This is a genomic window from Collinsella aerofaciens (assembly GCF_015557435.1).
Lineage (GTDB): Bacteria > Actinomycetota > Coriobacteriia > Coriobacteriales > Coriobacteriaceae > Collinsella > Collinsella aerofaciens_Z.
In genome coordinates, this window is record NZ_JADNOH010000068.1 from 1 (window position 1) to 18,087 (window position 18,087).

Below are 18,087 nucleotides of genomic sequence, written 5' to 3' on the forward strand. Positions count from 1 at the left end.
CCCTGACCTCTTGACTGCCAGTCAAGCGCTCTCCCAGCTGAGCTACGCCCCCGTGACGAGGTAGTACTATAGGGGAAGATCTTCGGGGATGCAAGAGGTTTTTGTTGAAACTTTTTCTTACGGGTTTTCCTGGGACGGGGCTGAATTGACTGATTTTGACTTCGGCAAAATCAGTCAATTCAGCCCCGTCCCGATAAAACCCTCGCGCGACGATGCCTTACTTGTAGAGGTAGGCGATCGCCGTTCCGGCGTGGACGACTATCTTAGCTGTGGATCGGACAATATTGCTGATGCCCGTGTCAGCCAAGAGTCCTAGAGGAGAATGATCCAGTTTCCACTCTAGGCCGTGTTCGCTTATCTCTGTGTTGGGGGCTATGGCGATGATGGAGATGGTTTTGCCCTCGGCGCCATCGATGGTCCAAGTCTCGTCCTGGTGCAGGATTCTGGCCGTCACTTCGTCTTCTTCGATCCAGACGGGGGCGTCCGCATAGCCCGCGAGCAGCCCCAGTACGGACAGGGCCATGTCCGGGCGGCCGCCGGTGGCGCAGGTTGCTACCACTTCGGCACCCGGCCAGCGGCGACGGACGGAATCGAGCGCCAGCGCCAGATCGGTATAGTCCTTGTAGGGGTCGTGGCGTTCTACTTCAAAATCAACAGCGGCATCGACCAGAGCGCGTCCCTCATCGCTTACGGTGTCGGCGTCGCCGACGTAGACGTCGCAGCTCAGGCCAGCGCCCAGCAGAGCATCGAGCCCGCGGTCCACGGCGACAACGTGGTCGCACTCCCCCGCCAGTTGACGCAGCAGATCCGCGCTCGCCACCACCGGCGAGCCGCAAACAACTAATACTTTACAAGCCACGGCCCTCGCCTAGCCCTCAAACGAAAGCACGCGGGCCAGGTCCAGGTCCTCATAGCTGTCGATAAAGATTTCGCAGTTATCGCAAACCTCGTCGCGCTCCATACGGCCGTGCGGGTCATAGATGCCCACACGCTTAAAGCCTGCAATGCCAGAGCTCTTAAGTCCAAAGACGGCGTCCTCAAACACCCACGCGCGCTCAAACTTGTGCCCGTGGCGCTCTTCCAGGCGACGCAACGCCAGCTCGTATACATCGGGGAACTGCTTGGAGCGTCCCGCCTCGCCCGTCGTGGTAATAAACTCCATATAGCGTTCAAGGCCAGCGGCCGCAAGCGCAGACTTCACCAGCTCGGCCGGCGTGGACGTGGCCACGCACATGGCAATGCCCGCAGCCTTCGCCTGCTCCAGAAACGCCAAGAGCCCTTCCCGCGGCGGCACCTTGGAGTACCCATCAATCAAAATATCGCCCAGCTCGCGATAAACTTCCTTGCCATTCACGCCAATGCCCCACGTGTCGTGGTAGGCCCGGCACTCGTCCTCGAGTGAAAGGTGTTCGAACTGGGCAAAATCGTCGACCGTCACATCAATACCATGACGGCGCAATAACTCGGTCTGCGCATGGCCCCAGACGGGGGAGCTATTAACCAGTGTTCCGTCGCAATCGAAAATAAAAGCAACACTTGGAGCAGCGATGTGGTTCATAAACGAGCCTTTCGATGTCAAATGGTAAACAACCTGCTAAAAACGTTTTACCAAACGTAAGCCTATCAGTTTTGAAACCCTAATTGGTAAAACTGTCAAGGGTTTTACCACGGCAATTCTGCCAGTGGTATAAACATGTCGCTTACCGATTAAACGCCCTCGCAAATCCGCTTTCGTCCATAAAACTAACGTACAGGTGTTATCGTAGTTTCTGCCGAAAGTTCCACCGAGCACGCGAGGTGGAACGAATCATAGAACTATCGCCGTCCCTTCGATTCGTGCAGCCTTGGACCTTTCGCATCTAGTCACCAAGGCAACATGCTGCCGCGTCATGATGGGATCAAACGTGAGCGATACAAAGCTAAAGCCAACGGCAAAAAAGCCCGCTACTCGCAAGGCCGCTCCGCACGCACCGGAGCTCTCTAAGGACGATGTCTATCTGTTTGGCATTGGCATGTGGGAGCGCAGCTGGGAAAAGATGGGTGCGCACCCCGACACGCAAAACCGTACGCGCGGCTGGCGTTTTTGCGTTTGGGCGCCCGATGTAAAGAGCGTCCACGTCATTGGCGAATTTAACGACTGGGATGAGGATGCCAACCCGCTGGTGCCCATGCATACGAGCGCTATTTGGGAAGGCTTTATTCCTGGCGCCGAGCAGGGCCAGCTCTATAAATACCTTATCGAGACCAACGAGGGCGAAAAGCTTTACAAGGCCGATCCATATGCCTTTAAGGCCGAATGCCCTCCGGGTACCGCTAGCGTGCTGTGGACCCTCGATGGCTACAAGTGGAACGATGCCGCATGGCTCAAGCGCCGCGCCAGCCACAACCATATGTCGCAGCCCCTTAACATCTACGAGGTACATATTGGATCGTGGAAGCGCCACGGCGACGCGCCGCAGGGCGAGCCGGACGAGTACGGCAACTACCCTGGCCCCATGGACCCCTTCCCCGCGCAGCGCGGCGAGTTCTACACCTACGACGACCTGTCGGTGGAGCTCGTGGACTACGTGCGCGACATGGGCTACACGCATATCGAGGTCATGCCGCTCATGGAGCATCCCTTCGACGGCTCTTGGGGCTACCAGACGACCGGCTACTACGCCGCCACGTCGCGCTACGGCAACCCGCAGCAGCTCATGCACTTTATCGACGCGTGCCACGAGGCGGGCATTGGCGTGATCATGGACTGGGTGCCCGGCGGTTTTTGCGCCGATTCCCACGGCCTTGCCACCTTTAACGGCCATATGCTGTTTGAGCACGAGATTCACCCCAACTGGGGTACGCACAAGTTCGACTTCGCCCGCGGCGAGGTCCGCTCCTTCCTGGTCTCCAACGTGCTGTACTGGCTCGAGAACTTCCATGTGGACGGCATCCGCATGGACGGCGTGTCCAGCATGCTGTACCTCAACTTTGGCATTGACGATCCTGGTCAAAAGAAGTTCAACAAGTACGGTACCGAGGAGGACCTGGACGCCAGCGCGTTTGTCCGCCAGGTCAACTGCGCCGTGGAGGCGCACTACCCCGACGTGATGATGATGGCCGAGGAGTCCACCGCGTGGCCGCTCGTGACCTATCCGCCGCAGGACGGCGGCCTGGGCTTCCACTACAAGTGGGACATGGGCTGGATGAACGACACCCTGCACTACATGCAGACCGATTTTCCGTGGCGCCCCGGAAACCACGGCCTGCTCACGTTCTCCATCATGTACGCCTTTACCGAGAACTTTATCTGCCCGCTGAGCCACGACGAGGTCGTGCACGGCAAGTGCTCGCTGATCGGCCGCATGCCGGGCGACTGGTGGCGCCAGTTTGCCGGCCTGCGCACGCTGGCCTTCTACCAGATGACGCACCCCGGTGCCAAGCTCAACTTTATGGGCAACGAGATCGGCCAGTTTATTGAGTGGCGCTACTACGAGTCCATCCAGTGGTTCCTGACCGAGGAGTACGAGACCCACAAGCATCATCAGGCGTTTATCAAGGCGCTCAACCACCTGTACACCGCCGAGCCCGCCCTGTACGAGCGCGGCTACACCGACGACGGCTTTACCTGGATCGATGCGGACAACTCCAAGCAGTCCATCGTGAGCTTTGTGCGCCAGGGCGAGGACATTGACGACGACCTGGTGATCCTGATCAACTTTGACCCGGCGAGCTACGAGAGCTTCCGCGTGGGCGTGCCGCGCGAGGGCGACTGGGAGGTCATCTTCGATTCCGACCGTCCCGAGTTTGGCGGCAGTGGCTATGCCGGTGAGGAGCCCTACACCTGCTCGAGCGAGCCCTATCCCTGGAACGGGCAGATGGACTCCATCGAGATTAAGGTGCCTGGCCTGGCTGGCGTGGTGCTTAAGCGCCGCGGTCCCAGCAGCTACAAGCCGCCGGTGGTTGAGGCTCCCAAGGCGACCACGCATAAGCGCGCGTCCTCGGTGAAGCCTAAGCCTGCGGCTGCTAAGAAGGCTCCCGCGAAGGCGAAGGCCACGACGACCAAGGCAACCAGGGCCAAGGCTGCGGCCAAGAAGCCGGCTGCCAAGAAGGCAACTACCAAGGCCAAGTCAGCCGCCGTTAAGTCGCCTGCCAAGGATGCGTAACAAAGTCGTTACCGCTGTAATCACCCGCCCCACCGGGGCGTAGGATGTAAGTCATAACCGTTCCGGGAGATATCCCCGGGGGAAAGGAACGTATGAATAAGATCTTCGACAACAAGCAGGAATTTACCGAGCTCTATCGCGATGCCGTCATGAGCATCAGCGGCAAGAGTGTCGAGGCCGCCAGCGACCTCGACCGCTTTAACGCCCTGGCCAAGCTCGTGGCCGAGAAGGCGCGCACCGTTGCCACCAAGAGCGACGCCCGCGCCACCGCCGAGGGCAAAAAGCGCGTGTACTACTTCTCGATCGAGTTTTTGATCGGCCGCCTGCTCGACAACTACCTGCTCAACTTTGGCGTGCGCGACATGGTCGCCGAGGCGCTCGACGACATGGGCTTCGACCTTTCCATCATCGAGAACCAGGAGCCCGATCCGGCTCTGGGCAACGGTGGCCTGGGCCGTCTGGCAGCGTGCTTCCTGGATTCCATGGCAGCCGAGGGCATCGCCGGTTACGGCAACGGCATGCGCTACCGCTACGGCCTGTTTAAGCAGGAGATCGTCAACGGCAGCCAGGTCGAGGCCACCGACGAGTGGCTCACCCACGGCTATCCCTGGGAGGTCCGCCGTCAGGACAAGGCCGTGACCATTAAGTTTGGTGGCCATGTTGAGGGCTTTGAGGAGAACGGCCGCACGTTCTACCGCACGGTGGACACACAGGACATCCTGGCAGTCCCCTACGACATCCCCGTGGTGGGCTATGCCGGCGAGACCGTCAACAAGCTGCGCGTCTGGGCCGCCGAGCCGGTCGAGGAGCACTTCGATCTGGAGGCCTTCAACCGCGGCGACTACGCCCTGGCCGATGCCGAGCGCGCCGAGGCCGAGGCCATCAGCGCCATCCTCTACCCCAACGACGCCGGCGAGCACGGCCGTCTGCTGCGCCTGAAGCAGGAGTACCTATTTGTCTCCGCCGGCATCTACAGCCTGCTCGACACCTTTGAGAAGGAGCACGGCGAGAACTGGGAGCTGCTGCCGCAGTTTGTTGCCATCCACACCAACGACACTCACCCCGCCATGTGCGGCCCCGAGCTCATGCGCATCCTCATCGACGAGAAGAAGCTCGAGTGGGACGACGCCTGGAGCATCGTGACGCAGGTCGTGAGCTACACCAACCACACCATCCTGCCCGAGGCTCTGGAGAAGTGGCCCATCGGCACGTTCTCCAAGCTCCTCCCCCGCGTGTACCAGATCATCGACGAGATTAGCCGTCGTTGGCACGAGTCGTTCGACACCACCCAGGAAGGCTGGCAGGAGCGTCTGCGCCAGACCGCCATTCTGTGGGACGGCGAGATTCGCATGGCCAACCTGTCTGTGATCTGCAGCCACAGCGTCAACGGCGTGGCCAAGATCCACTCCGACATCATCAAGAACATCGTGCTCAAGGACTTCTATGCCCTGACGCCCGAAAAGTTCAACAACAAGACCAACGGCATCTCGCACCGTCGCTTCTTTGCCGAGGCCAACCCCACCTACGCCAAGCTCGTCACCGAGGCCATTGGCGATGGCTGGCTCAAGGACGCCTTTGAGCTGGAGAAACTCAAGGAGTTCCAGAACGACACCGAGTTCCTTAAGGCCGTGGGTGCCTCCAAGCGCGCCAACAAGGAGCGCCTGGCCGCCTACGTCAAGGCCGAAACTGGTCTGGTCATCGACCCCAACACCGTCTTCGATGTTCAGGTTAAGCGCTTCCATGCCTACAAGCGCCAGCTCATGAACATCATGAAGGTGATGGACATCTACAACCGTCGCATCGACGATCCCAACTTCCATGTGACGCCGACGACCTTCATCTTTAGCGGCAAGGCTGCCTCGAGCTACACCTTTGCCAAGGAGACCATCCGCCTCATTAACTCCGTGGCCGACGTCATCAACAACGATGCCCGCGTCAACGAGGTCATGAAGGTCTGCTTTATCCCCAACTTCCGCGTAAGCAACGCCCAGCTCATCTACCCCGCCGCCGAGATCTCGGAGCAGATCTCCACGGCCGGCAAGGAGGCCTCGGGCACGTCCAACATGAAGCTCATGATGAACGGCGCCATTACGCTGGGCACCCTCGACGGCGCCAACATCGAGATCGCCGACCTGGCCGGCCGCGAGAACGAGGCCATCTTTGGCCTGACCGCTCCCGAGGTCGAGCAGCTCTGGGCATCCAACAGCTACTTTGCGTGGGACACCCTCAACGGCGACCGCGAGCGTCTGGGCCGCGTGATGGACGAGCTCAAGGACAACACCTTTGCGGGTCTTTCGGGCAACTTCGAGAGCATCTACAACGAGCTTATGAACAACAACGACCCCGACCTGGTCATGGCCGATTTCCGCAGCTACGTCGACGCCTGGGAGGCGCTCACGAACAGCTACGGCGACCAGGAGACCTGGAACCGCAAGGCGCTGCTCAACACCGCCTCCTCCGGCTGGTTCTCGAGCGACCGCACCATTCGCGAGTACCGCGACGAGATCTGGCACGCGTAAAGGCGCGCGAGCTCCCTTATGCCAGCACGGCATTACTCGACGGGCGCGACCGAGCGCCGCGCCCGTCGCTAATGGGTTTAGAAACATCGATGACAGAAGGAGAAATCGATGAGTAAGAAAGAATGCATCGCGATGCTCCTCGCAGGAGGACAGGGCAGCCGATTGGGGGCGCTCACCCAAAAGATCGCTAAGCCGGCGGTTAGCTTTGGTGGCAAGTTCCGCATTATCGACTTTTCGCTGTCCAACTGCTCCAACTCGGGCATCGACACGGTGGGCGTTCTGACGCAGTACCGCCCCTACCTGCTGCATGCCTACGTGGGCTCCGGCGAGGCTTGGGATCTGGACAGCCGTGACGGCGGCGTGTCGATCCTGCCGCCGTACGAGACGCAGACCGGTGGCGCCTGGTATGCGGGCACGGCCGACGCCATTACGCAGAACCTCGACTACATCAAGGCCAACGACCCCAAGTACGTCCTGATTCTTTCGGGCGACCATCTGTATCGCATGGACTACCGCAAGATGCTCAAGACGCACATTGAGAACAACGCCGACCTCACGGTGAGCGTTATGCCCGTGCCGTGGGAGGAGGCCAGCCGCTTTGGCATCCTGACCACCGACCCCGAGGACGGCCGCATCACCAAGTTTACCGAGAAGCCCGAGAAGCCCGATTCGAACCTCGCGTCCATGGGCATCTACATCTTCTCGGCCGACGTGCTGATCGAGGCGCTCGAGGAGGACGCTCTGGACCAACGCTCGAACCACGACTTTGGCAAGGACATCATCCCCAAGCTGCTCGGCGAGAATAAGCGTCTGTACAGCTACGAGTTCCACGGCTTTTGGAAGGACGTCGGCACCATCGCCAGCTTCCACGAGACCTCGATGGACCTGCTGGGCAACAACCCCGAGTTCGATCTGTTTGACAAGAACTTCCCCATCATGTCCAACATCACCACGCGTCCGCCGCACTACATTGGCCCGGACGGCCGCCTGGACGACTGCCTGGTCTCTAACGGCTGCAAGATCTACGGTACCGCTCGTCACTCGATCCTTTCGACCGATGTCATCATCGAGGAACGCGCCGTGGTCGAGGACTCCGTGCTGCTGCCGGGTGCGCACGTTAAGAGCGGCGCGCACATCTGCCGCGCTATTTTGGGCGAGAACTCCACGGTCGAAGAGGGCGTGAAGCTCGGCTCTGTCGATACCACCAAGGATACGGCCGTCGTTGGAAATGACGTCGTTATCGGGAAGGGGGAATGATCCGATGATCAATCGCAAGGCCATCGGTTATATCACCGCTAACTACTCTTCGACCTACGGCAGCGTGCTGCTCAAGGACCGCCCCATCGCGTCCGTTCCGTTTTTGGGCCGCTACCGTCTGATCGACTTCCCGCTGTCCAACATGATGAATGCCGGCATCAAGACCGTCGGCGTCGTCATGCCGGGAAACTACCGCTCGCTGATCGACCACGTGGGTTCGGGCAAGGACTGGGGCCTGGACCGCAAGAAGGGCGGCCTGTTCATGGTGCCCGGCAACGCGTATGGCACCACCAAGGGCGGCATGCGCTTCCTGCTGCGCGACATCATCTCCAACAAGACGCTGTTCCAGCGCTCGGACAAGCCCTACGTTGTGATGATGGGCACCAACATCATCTTTAACATGGACCTTAACACCATCATCGACGCGCACGAGAACTCCGGCGCCCAAATGACCGTGGTGTACTGCAAGGCCACGCGCAATGTTGATGACGAGACCAAGCTCGAGATTAACGAGAACGGCCGCCTGACGGGCGTGAGCGCCGGCGTCGTGTACGGCGACAACGCCTCTATGGACTGCTGCATCGTCAACCGCGAGACGCTGCTCGAGATCATCGACCACTACCAGGCCGCCGACTACCTGGACCTGCTCGAGGCACTCCAGGGCGACTTTGGCAACATCGACGTGTGCAGTTATGAGTACAAGGGCGAGGTCGTGGGCGTGTTTAGCGAGAAGTCGCTGTATCGCCGCAGCATGGACCTGCTCGACCAGACCGTGGCCGACCAGCTCTTTGACCCCGAGCGCCCCATCCTGACCAAGGCCCACGACGTGCCGCCTTCGCGCTACGCGACTGGCAGCCACGCGTGCAACTCGATCATCTCGGCCGGCTGCATCATCAAGGGCACCGTGCGCAACTCGATCCTGTCGCGCGGCGTTGTGGTTGAGGAAGGCGCCTCGGTGACCAACTCGATCATCAACCAGAGCTGCATCATCAAGAGCGGCGCCCGCGTTGAGAACGCCATCCTGGACAAGAACAACGTGGTGCCCACCAACACCGAGCTTCGCGGCACGCCCGAGAACATCCTGGTGCTGGGCAAGGCTCCGTTAACTTCCGATACCACCATCGCTCGTTAACATTGGCGTCGCATAATCGCACGTAAACTTAAGAATAGCCGCCCGGTTAGCGCCTGGCGGCTATTCTCGAATTGCAACATGGGAGACAATATGGCAGATTCCAGCAAAAAGATGCAGATCGTGTTTGCCTCGGCCGAGTGCGCACCGTTTGTGAAGACCGGTGGCCTGGGCGACGTGGCGGGCTCGCTGCCTGCGGCGCTTGTGCGCGCCGGCGCCGAAGTCATCGTGATGGTGCCCAAGTACGCCACCATCAAGGACGAGTACAAGGCGCAGATGGAGCACTTCTCCGACTTTTACGTGAGCCTGGGCTGGCGCAACGAATACTGCGGGCTCGAGAAGCTCGAGCACGATGGCGTCACCTATATGTTCATCGACAACGAGCGCTACTTTGCGCGCGACTATCCGTACGGCTTCTTTGACGACGGCGAGCGATTTGCGTTCTTCTCCAAAGCCATCACCGAGAGCCTGCAGCACCTGCCCGAGGGCTTTGAGTGCGACATCCTGCACTGCAACGACTGGCAGACGGCACTGGCGCCCGTGTTCTTGCGCGAGTTCTACCAGGGCCTGCCGCTGTACGACCGCGTCAAGACCGTGTTCTCGATCCACAACGTGGCGTTCCAGGGTCAGTTTAGCGACACCGTAATGGAGGACATCCTGGGTGTGGCGCATATTCCCGCGGCAGCCACGCAGTTGCGCTGCGACGCCTGCAGCATCAACTACATGCTGGGCGCGCTGCACTATGCCGATGCCATCACCACGGTAAGCCCCACCTATGCGGGCGAGATCCAGACGCCCGAGTTTGGCGAGGGCCTGGACGGCGTGCTGCGCGAGCGCTCCTACGCGCTGCAGGGCATTTTGAACGGCATTGACGTGGCAGGCTTTGACCCGGCGACCGACAAGCGTATTGCCGCAAACTACACGGTTGAGGACCGTTCCGGCAAGGCCGTGTGCAAGGCCAAGCTGCAGGAGGAGCTGGGCCTCGAGGTTCGCGACGACCGCCCGCTCATGGTGATGGTCACGCGCCTGACGCGCCAGAAGGGCATGGACCTGGTCATGTACGCGCTCGACCGCATCCTGTCCGGCGGCGTTCAGGTGGCCGTGCTGGGCACCGGCGACCGCGACTACGAGGATGGCCTGCGCTACTTCCAGGACAAGTACCCCGGCACCATGGCCGCACGCATCGAGTTCGATCCGGCGCTGTCGCAGCGTATGTACGCCGCCGCCGACATGTTCCTGATGCCGTCCAAGTTTGAGCCCTGCGGTCTGTCGCAGATCATCGCCATGCGCTACGGCACCCTGCCCATCGTGCGCGAGACCGGTGGCCTGAAGGACACCGTGCAGCCGTACAACGAGTTTACCGGCGAGGGCACGGGCTTCTCGTTTACCAACTTTAACGGCGACGAGATGGGCGACGCGGTGTTCCGCGCGGCACGCCTGTTCTGGGACAACCGCGATGCCTGGAACCAGCTGGTCACGCAGGCCATGAGCCAGGACTTTAGTTGGACGCGCTCGGCCGATAAGTATCTGGACCTGTACTTCTTTATGCACCCGGAGATTGAGCGTCCGGCGGCTGTGAAGGCTGCTGCGGCTGTCGAGGAGCCGGTTGCTGTTGAGGCCGAGCCTGCGGCGCACGTTAAGGAGCCCGCTGTTGAGGAGCCCAAGGCCGAGGAGAAGACGGCTGTCGAGGCCGAGGTAAAGCCCGCAGCGAAGCCTGCCGCCAAGAAGACGACGGCCCGCAAGGCAACGGCTAAGAAGGCTACGGCCACGAAGGCCGCTGCGAGCAAGACCACCGCTGCCAAGACAACTACCGCCAAGGCAACGACCACGCGCAAGCGCACGACCGCCGCTGCCAAAAAGGCAGCCGAAGTTGACGCTGCTCCCGAGGTAAAGGCCGAGGCCAAGACTGAGGCACCTGTCGCCGAGACCAAGCCGGCCGCCAAGGCTCCGGCTAAGACCACTGCCAAGAAGACGACCGCCGCTAAGTCCACCGCCGCCAAGAAGACCACGGCTTCGAAGACGACGACCACCAAGGCCGCCGCAACGAAGGCTGCCCCCAAGGCCGCAGCAAAGCCTGCTGCCAAGGTCGAGGAGAAGCCCGTCGAGCCCAAGGCCGAGGCAACCGTCGAGGCCAAGCCTACCGCGAAGACCACCACGCGCAAGCGCACCACGACGACGGCCAAAAAGACTACGACCAAGGCTGCTGCCCCCAAAGCAGAGCCCAAGGCCGACGCCAAGCCCGAGGTAAAGCCCGAGCCGGCGCCGAAGGCAGCCGAGGTCAAGGCTGGGGCAAAGTCCGAGCCCGCCAAGGAGACTACGGTCTCCCCCGCCGCTCCGGCCGAGAAAAAGGCTCCGTCCAAGAAGACCTCCGTCCGTAAGGCTACTGCCACTCGCAAGCGCCGCTAATCCGGACGATCCACAATCTAATCCTCAATAAACAAGGGGTGTCGTTCAGTGCGACACCCCTTGTTCTATAGATGGGGTAAAACGATTATCTAGCACAACCGTTCGCCGATAGTGAGCGGCTGTAGTTTATACAACTAAAGTGCAACGGATATACTTAACAACTGTGCGTTAAGCCCATGACCCGTTGGCCATGATTGTATAGAACTGGACCATACTATGAGATTGATTCACAACAGCCGCCTGCCGCAGTTTCGCGCTCCGTTTGGTGCTGTGACCACTGGAACTTCCGTTACGCTCTCCGTGATTTTGGAGGACGCCGATCCCAACCAGGCAACGCTTACGCTGCGCACCTGGGTCGACGAGATCGGGGAATCTCTGTATCCCATGACGCACGAGGGCGACGGCATCTATACCGCCGAACTGGAGTGTGGCGAGCCCTGTCTTATCTGGTACAGCTTTATATGCAATATCGAGGGCCAGCCCGAGGTTCGCTTGGGCGCGCCGCAGGGTCGCACCGGCGGCGAGGGCGTAACCTACGATTACGTCGAGGTACCGTCCTTCCAGCTCACCGTTTACAAACACCGCGAAGTTCGTCCCGAGTGGTACGAGCGCGGCATGGTCTACCAGATCTTCCCCGACCGCTACGCCCGCGACGAGCATTGGCGCGAGCGCACAATGGCAGGGCTCGAAAAGCCGCGCAAGGGCATTCAACGTCGCATGGTCGAGGATTGGAACGAGCCGCCCGTCTACGAGCGCGCCGAGGACGGCTCCATTAAGACCTGGGACTTCTACGGCGGCTCGCTCAAGGGCATCCAAGAAGACCTGCCGCGCATCGCCGAGCTGGGCTTTACGGCCATCTACCTCAACCCCATCTTTGAGGCCGCGAGCAACCACCGCTACGATACGGCCGACTACACCAAGATCGACCCGATCCTGGGCACCGAGCAGGACTTTACCGAGCTGTGCCAGGCAGCCGAGAAGCTGGGCATCTCCATCATTCTGGACGGCGTCTTTAACCACACAGGCGACGACTCGATCTACTTTAACCGCTATGGCAACTACCCCGGCGTGGGCGCTTGGCAGAGTGAGGATTCGCCGTGGCGCGATGCGTTTACCTTCCATGAGGACGGCTCGTACGACTGCTGGTGGGGCGTAGGCAATATGCCCGCCATCAACGAGAACTCCGAGCTGGTGCGCGAGAGGCTCTTGGGCAAGCATGGCGTGATTCGCAAATGGCTGCGCGCCGGTGCCCATGGTTGGCGCCTGGACGTCGCTGACGAGCTTTCTGACGACTTTCTGGCCGAGATCAAGAAGGCAGTACTTGCCGAAAAGCCCGACGCGCTGCTGCTCGGCGAGGTCTGGGAGGACGCCTCCAACAAGATTAGCTACGGCCATCTGCGCCGCTACCTGCAGGGCTCCGAGCTTGATTCCGCCATGGACTACCCCTTCCGCGACATGGTCATCGGGTTTTTGATGGGCTACAAGAACGCCTACCAGGCGGCCGAGGACATCGAGACCCTACGCGAGAACTACCCGAGCGAGGCATTGTCCTGCGCGCTCAATTTGCTTTCGAGCCACGACCGACCTCGCATTATCTCGGTGCTTGGCGGCGGCCCCGACGAGTCGCAGCTGCCCGAGTGCGAGCGCAGTAAATGGCGTTTGGACGAAGGTGCGATGGGCCTGGCCAAGAGCCGCTTTTGGCTCGCGACGCTTATGCAGATGACCTTCCCTGGCGTGCCTTCGATCTATTACGGCGACGAGTACGGCCTGGAGGGCCTAACCGACCCGGGCAATCGACGCACCATGCCGACCAAGGACCAGCTGCACGACTTTGACACGCTGGCTATCGTTAAGAACGCCTCGGCCGTACGCCGTGCGCTGCCGTTTATGATCGACGGCGAAATCAAGGCCTTCGCGCTCAATGACGAGGTGCTGGCCTACAACCGTACGGGCAAGGACGGCGAGTCCGCGACCGTTATCATCAACCGCAGCCTGCGCAATTCGCATCGCGTGACGATTCCGGCGCTCGGCGAATGTGCAAGCGACGTCATTAGCGGCCACGAGTGCGTGATCCACAACGGCACGGTCACGCTCGACCTGTACCCGCTGGGTTCGTCGATCATCTATCACCACGCCGAGCAGCGCCTGCAGGAGCCGCTCGATCACGGTGCGGGCGTCGTATGCCATATCACCTCGGTGCCGACCGACGACGGCAAGCCCGGCACGATCGGCGCGCCCACGCGTCGCTTTATCGACCATCTGGCCGCCATGGGCATGCGCTACTGGCAGGTCCTGCCCGTCAACCCGACGGATTTCTTCCGCTCCCCTTACGCTGGCCCTTCGGCCTTTGCGGGCAATATCGACCTGCTGCCAGAGAGCCATGAGGAGCTGGCGGCCGACTTTAAGACCTGGAAGGCCCGCGGTGGCGAGGACGCCGACCCGCTCTACACGGCGTTTAAGCATCGCAATGCCGACTGGCTCGAGAAGTACTGCGTATACATGGCCGTCAAAAAGTATTTTGAGGGCGAGTCACGCCACGATTGGCCGGCCGAAGTCGCACGCTACAACGAGCATCTGATCGACGACGAGCGTTTCCACGACGAGGCCGAGCTGCAGGCGTACATGCAGTACCGCTTTGACCTGGCATGGTGCGAGCTTATGAATTACGCGCACAAGAAGGGCATCGAGGTTATCGGCGACATTCCGATGTACGTCTCGGACGATTCGGCCGACGCGTGGAGCGAGCCCGAGAACTTCTGGCTGTCCGATACCGGCAAGGCGATTGAGATTTCCGGCGCGCCGCCCGACAACTTTGCGCCCGAGGGCCAGGTATGGGGCAACCCCACCTTCCGCTGGGACCACATGAAAGAGAACGGTTACCGTTGGTGGATGGACCGTCTGCGTCGTGCGTTCTCGCTCTACGACCGCGTGCGCCTGGACCACTTCCTGGGCTTCCACAGCTACTTTAGCATTCCCGCTGGTAAGGCTTGCGCTGACGGCCGCTGGTTGGCGGGTCCGGGCAAGGATCTGTTCAAGACTGCCTACGACGAGCTGGGTCCGCTCAACTTTATTGCCGAGGATTTGGGCTATTTGACGCCCGGCGTTCGCGCCATGGCTTCGACCTGTGGTTTCCCCGGCATGGACGTACTTGAGTTTAGCGATTACGACGTTCGCAACGGGATTTATCCCACGCCCGGCAAGATCCTGTACACCTCGACGCACGACACGTCGACGCTCGCCGGCTGGTGTACGCGCTCCTTTGCGGGCGGCGACGAGCCGAGCGGTAAGGAATTTGCGGGTAAGCTGATGGGCGATGCGCTCGCAAGTGACGCTCCCCTGGTAATGATGCCGCTGCAGGATGTGCTGGGCTTGGGCGATGATGCGCGCATGAACGTGCCGGGTGTCGCCACGGGCAACTGGACCTGGCAGGCTGACGAGGCGGATGTCGAGGCTGCCGAGGACAAAACTGCACAGCTCCTGCGCAACACCCATAGATTCTGGGGCGAAGCGTGATAAAACCCCCGATATAGGGTACAGTTACAGACGTTTGAATTTATGCGGGCAGAGCGATCTGCCCGCTTTGTGCTGAAAAGGAAGTATTATGGCGCGCTACGATTACAAGTGCTCGAGCTGCGGCAACGTGTTTGAGGTTGAGCATCCCATGTCCGAGACCCCCGAGGTCGTGTGCCCGAGCTGCGGCGCTCCGGCCGCCAAGACGTTCTCGGCCAGCGGCATCAAGTTTGAGGGCAGCGGCTTCTACAACACCGACCAGCGCAGCGGCGGTTCCAGCACCAGCGCCACCAGCGGCTGCTGCGCCAACTGCCCGCATAGCCACTAGAAACAAAAAGGCCCCGCGATCAACACCGATCGCGGGGCCTTTTTGTTGCCAGGGTAGCTAATTTGGGACGGGGCTTTTTTAGCTACCCCATGTCTGAGCGAATGCTCTGGATGATTTTTCTGGGACGGGGATTAAAAAATCATTGTTTACCTAATGATTTTTTAATCCCCGTCCCAGAAAAATCATCCGACAGGTGGGGGTAGCTAAAAATGCCCCGTCCCAAATTAGCTACCCCTGGGCTTCGATTTACTTTCGGACCAGGCGGGCGCAGAAGTGGCCGTCGTAGGAGTCGGCGTTGACGGGGACACTTTGGAAGAGGCCTCGGTCGTTTTGACGGACAGATACGAGCTTCTTGGCCTGCTCGAACTCAGAGAGTTGCAGAATCTGCGCCTCGGAGAGCGGCGCCACGGAAAAGCCCTCGCCCTCGGAAGAACTCAGGAACGCGTCCACGACCTGCGTGTTCTCCTCGTCAAAGACCGAGCACGTCGCGTAGATGAGCTCGCCATCGGCAGCCACACGCGCAGCAGCCTCCTTGAGCATCGTCAGCTGTAGCTTGGGCAGCTCGGTCGTCACATCGCTCTCGGTCAGGCGCCACGGGATCTCGGGATGACGACGCATGGTTCCGGTACCCGAGCACGGCGCATCGATAAACACGGTATCGAACTTGACCCGCTCGCCAAGCATGGCATCAAAGGACGTGAGCACCTCATCGAGCTCGCAGGCATCGCCCGAGACGGTTCGTACGCCCTTGATGCCCGCCTTATGCAAGCGCGCGAGATTGAGATCGCACTTGCGGTCGTGCAGATCGAGCGCGGTATGTTGACGCTCATAACCGGCACGCTTGGCCTGACACATCATCACATAGGTCTTGGTGCCACGACCGGCCCCGATCTCAAGACAGCTTCCGGGGCGCGTAGCCGCCGTGGCAATAAGCTGCGCGTTGAGGTCAGATGCCACCGCAGCCGAACGCTCAAACACACCCGAAGCAACGGTGACCTGAGCATCGACCGGCGCATGGCAGCCCGGAAAGACAGGCGCCACGAGCTGCGAGATACACGGATCGGGCTTGGTCGCAAACGCATTCTCGTGCAGGGCGAGCGGCGCAGGCGCCAGATTGCCGGCAAAGTTGAGCGCGCCCTCGGGCGTATCGAACGACACCATAATGCGGGCGCACAACCAACGCGGCAGACCCATCAGACGCGACAGGCGCACCAGACGGCGCTCTGACTCATCGGCATCGGACGCGGTGGCAAAATCCTCAACGTTATCTGCGACCTTGTGCAGCACGGCATTCGCAAGGCCGGCAGCGGACTTAGCACCGCTGCGGACCAGCTCAACACCCTGGCTCACGGCCACGCGGCCCGGCGTATGCAGGTAGAGCATCTCGAAGGCCGAAATGCGAAGCGCCATGCGTACGCGCGGTGCCACCTTTTTGGGCTTATCCAAAAACTGGTCGAGCAACTCATCCAAAATACCCTGCGTAGCGGCAACGCCAAGCGCCAAGCGAGCAGCAAAAGCAGAATCGCGCTGGTCAATGGCCTTGGCAGAAGCACGGGAGGACAGCACGTCGCGCGCGTACATGCCACGGCGATTGGCCTCCATCAACACATCGAGTGCAAGCTTGCGCGCGGGAGACAGTTTGCTCATGACAGAACACCCCAAGTAAGGTCGGCGCCCTGCAGGCCGGCAGCCCAAGCAGAAGCAGCCATAGCACGCTTACCGTCGGGTTTAACCTCGAGTAGCTCAACCGCGCCATCGGAAAGCCCCAGGTAGACACGCTTAGCCTGAACAAGAACCTGGCCCTCGCCAAGCGACACGTTGGCAGGCGCAGCATCAAGCACGCGCAAAGTCTTGCCAGCAATTACGCAACGAGCAGGCGCCGTATCAGACGAAGCAAGCACATGACGCACGCAATCAAGCGCCGCCATCTGCGGATCCAGACGCATCTCCTGCTTGGAAATCTTCGCAGCATGGGTGACGAGCGACTCATCCTGCTCGGTCCAAACAGCAGTGCCGTCAGCAAGTGAAGGAAGCGTATCGGCAAGCAACTTGCCACCCAGCTCGCCAAGCTCCATTGTGAGCGCCTCGGCATGCTTACCGGCAACCGACGTAGACGCCTGGGCACAATAAGCGCCCGTATCAACGCCATGCCCAATACGCATAATGGATACGCCAGCAACCTCATCACCAGCAAGAATGGCACGCTGAATGGGAGCAGCGCCACGCCAACGAGGCAGCAAGGACGCATGAACATTCACAATACCAAGCGGCGCCATATGCAGTACCTCATCAGGCAGAATGCAACCATAGGCTGCCACACAGAAAATATCAGCCTGAGCAGCCTGGAGCGCCTCAACAACCTCGGGCGTCATACGATTAGCCTCAATAACCGGCAACCCCAGCTCAAGCGCCTTAGCCTTAACAGGAGAAGGCTCAAGCTTCTTACCACGCCCACGAACAGCATCGGGACGAGTAACAACAAGCACAATCTCGTTGCCAGCCGCAACAAGCGAAGTTAAAGAAGGCACAGCAAAATCGGGCGTACCCATAAACACAATACGCATAAAAGTTAGTCTCCTCTCAATAACGAGCCGAGACGGCTACAATGAACAGCGGAAAGCCAAGTCACCAGCCCATCCGCAATAACAATTCAACAAGAACAAATATACCCAAAACCAAAGAAAGAGCCGCAATAAAAGCAGCTCTTTCAGCAAAGCACCTATCAGCGAAGACGCCCTTCCCTGGCCCGACGACACCCGGGCGAACCGAGCCAGAACAACGCAGTCCCCGGTG

At 60.4% G+C, this 18,087-nt stretch carries 11 protein-coding genes; 7 read left to right on the forward strand and 4 right to left on the reverse strand.

All coding sequences use genetic code 11. The features are described 5' to 3' along the window. Positions 1-217: 217 nt before the first annotated feature. Together I2G43_RS06335 and I2G43_RS06340 are read right to left on the reverse strand one after the other, a co-directional pair. Positions 218-859: a thiamine diphosphokinase gene (locus I2G43_RS06335; RefSeq protein ID WP_195535501.1), complete on the reverse strand. Its 642-nt coding sequence runs from the start codon at positions 857-859 to the stop codon at positions 218-220. 9 nt (positions 860-868) lie between these two features. Continuing rightward, positions 869-1,558, reverse strand: a complete 690-nt coding sequence (locus I2G43_RS06340; RefSeq protein ID WP_195535502.1) for an HAD family hydrolase — start codon at positions 1,556-1,558, stop codon at positions 869-871. A 331-nt stretch (positions 1,559-1,889) separates the two neighbouring features. Between I2G43_RS06340 and glgB the strand changes: the two genes are divergently transcribed. The 7 genes from glgB (at position 1,890) to I2G43_RS06375 (ending at position 15,294) form a co-directional block, all read left to right on the forward strand. After that, positions 1,890-4,145, forward strand: a complete 2,256-nt coding sequence (gene glgB, locus I2G43_RS06345) for a 1,4-alpha-glucan branching protein GlgB (protein WP_195535503.1) — start codon at positions 1,890-1,892, stop codon at positions 4,143-4,145. Between the two features lie 92 nt (positions 4,146-4,237). Continuing rightward, a complete protein-coding gene (locus I2G43_RS06350; RefSeq protein ID WP_195535504.1) occupies positions 4,238-6,664 on the forward strand; it encodes a glycogen/starch/alpha-glucan phosphorylase in 2,427 nt (808 codons plus the stop codon). Positions 6,665-6,772: 108 nt separating this feature from the next. Next, on the forward strand, positions 6,773-7,921 hold the full coding sequence (locus tag I2G43_RS06355) for a glucose-1-phosphate adenylyltransferase (protein WP_195535505.1): 1,149 nt from the start codon (positions 6,773-6,775) through the stop codon (positions 7,919-7,921). A 4-nt stretch (positions 7,922-7,925) separates the two neighbouring features. Continuing rightward, positions 7,926-9,053 (forward strand): glucose-1-phosphate adenylyltransferase subunit GlgD, encoded by a 1,128-nt coding sequence (gene glgD / locus I2G43_RS06360; RefSeq protein ID WP_195535506.1) that lies wholly within the window; start codon positions 7,926-7,928, stop codon positions 9,051-9,053. A gap of 90 nt (positions 9,054-9,143) precedes the next feature. Continuing rightward, positions 9,144-11,456 carry a glycogen synthase GlgA gene (glgA, locus tag I2G43_RS06365; RefSeq protein ID WP_229071642.1) on the forward strand — a complete coding sequence of 771 codons (2,313 nt, stop codon included), beginning with the start codon at positions 9,144-9,146 and terminating at the stop codon, positions 11,454-11,456. A 216-nt stretch (positions 11,457-11,672) separates the two neighbouring features. Continuing rightward, a complete protein-coding gene (locus I2G43_RS06370; protein WP_195535508.1) occupies positions 11,673-14,969 on the forward strand; it encodes a 4-alpha-glucanotransferase in 3,297 nt (1,098 codons plus the stop codon). An 88-nt stretch (positions 14,970-15,057) separates the two neighbouring features. Continuing rightward, positions 15,058-15,294 (forward strand): FmdB family zinc ribbon protein, encoded by a 237-nt coding sequence (locus I2G43_RS06375; protein ID WP_055310612.1) that lies wholly within the window; start codon positions 15,058-15,060, stop codon positions 15,292-15,294. 246 nt (positions 15,295-15,540) lie between these two features. On the opposite strand, the gene I2G43_RS06380 is transcribed toward I2G43_RS06375, so the two are convergent. Beyond that, positions 15,541-16,941: an RsmB/NOP family class I SAM-dependent RNA methyltransferase gene (locus tag I2G43_RS06380; protein WP_195535509.1), complete on the reverse strand. Its 1,401-nt coding sequence runs from the start codon at positions 16,939-16,941 to the stop codon at positions 15,541-15,543. Further along, the gene (gene fmt / locus I2G43_RS06385; protein ID WP_195535510.1) at positions 16,938-17,858 is read right to left on the reverse strand and encodes a methionyl-tRNA formyltransferase; all 921 of its coding nucleotides are present in this window, start codon (positions 17,856-17,858) and stop codon (positions 16,938-16,940) included. The genes I2G43_RS06380 and fmt overlap by 4 nt, the downstream gene beginning before the upstream one ends. Positions 17,859-18,087 lie beyond the last annotated feature (229 nt).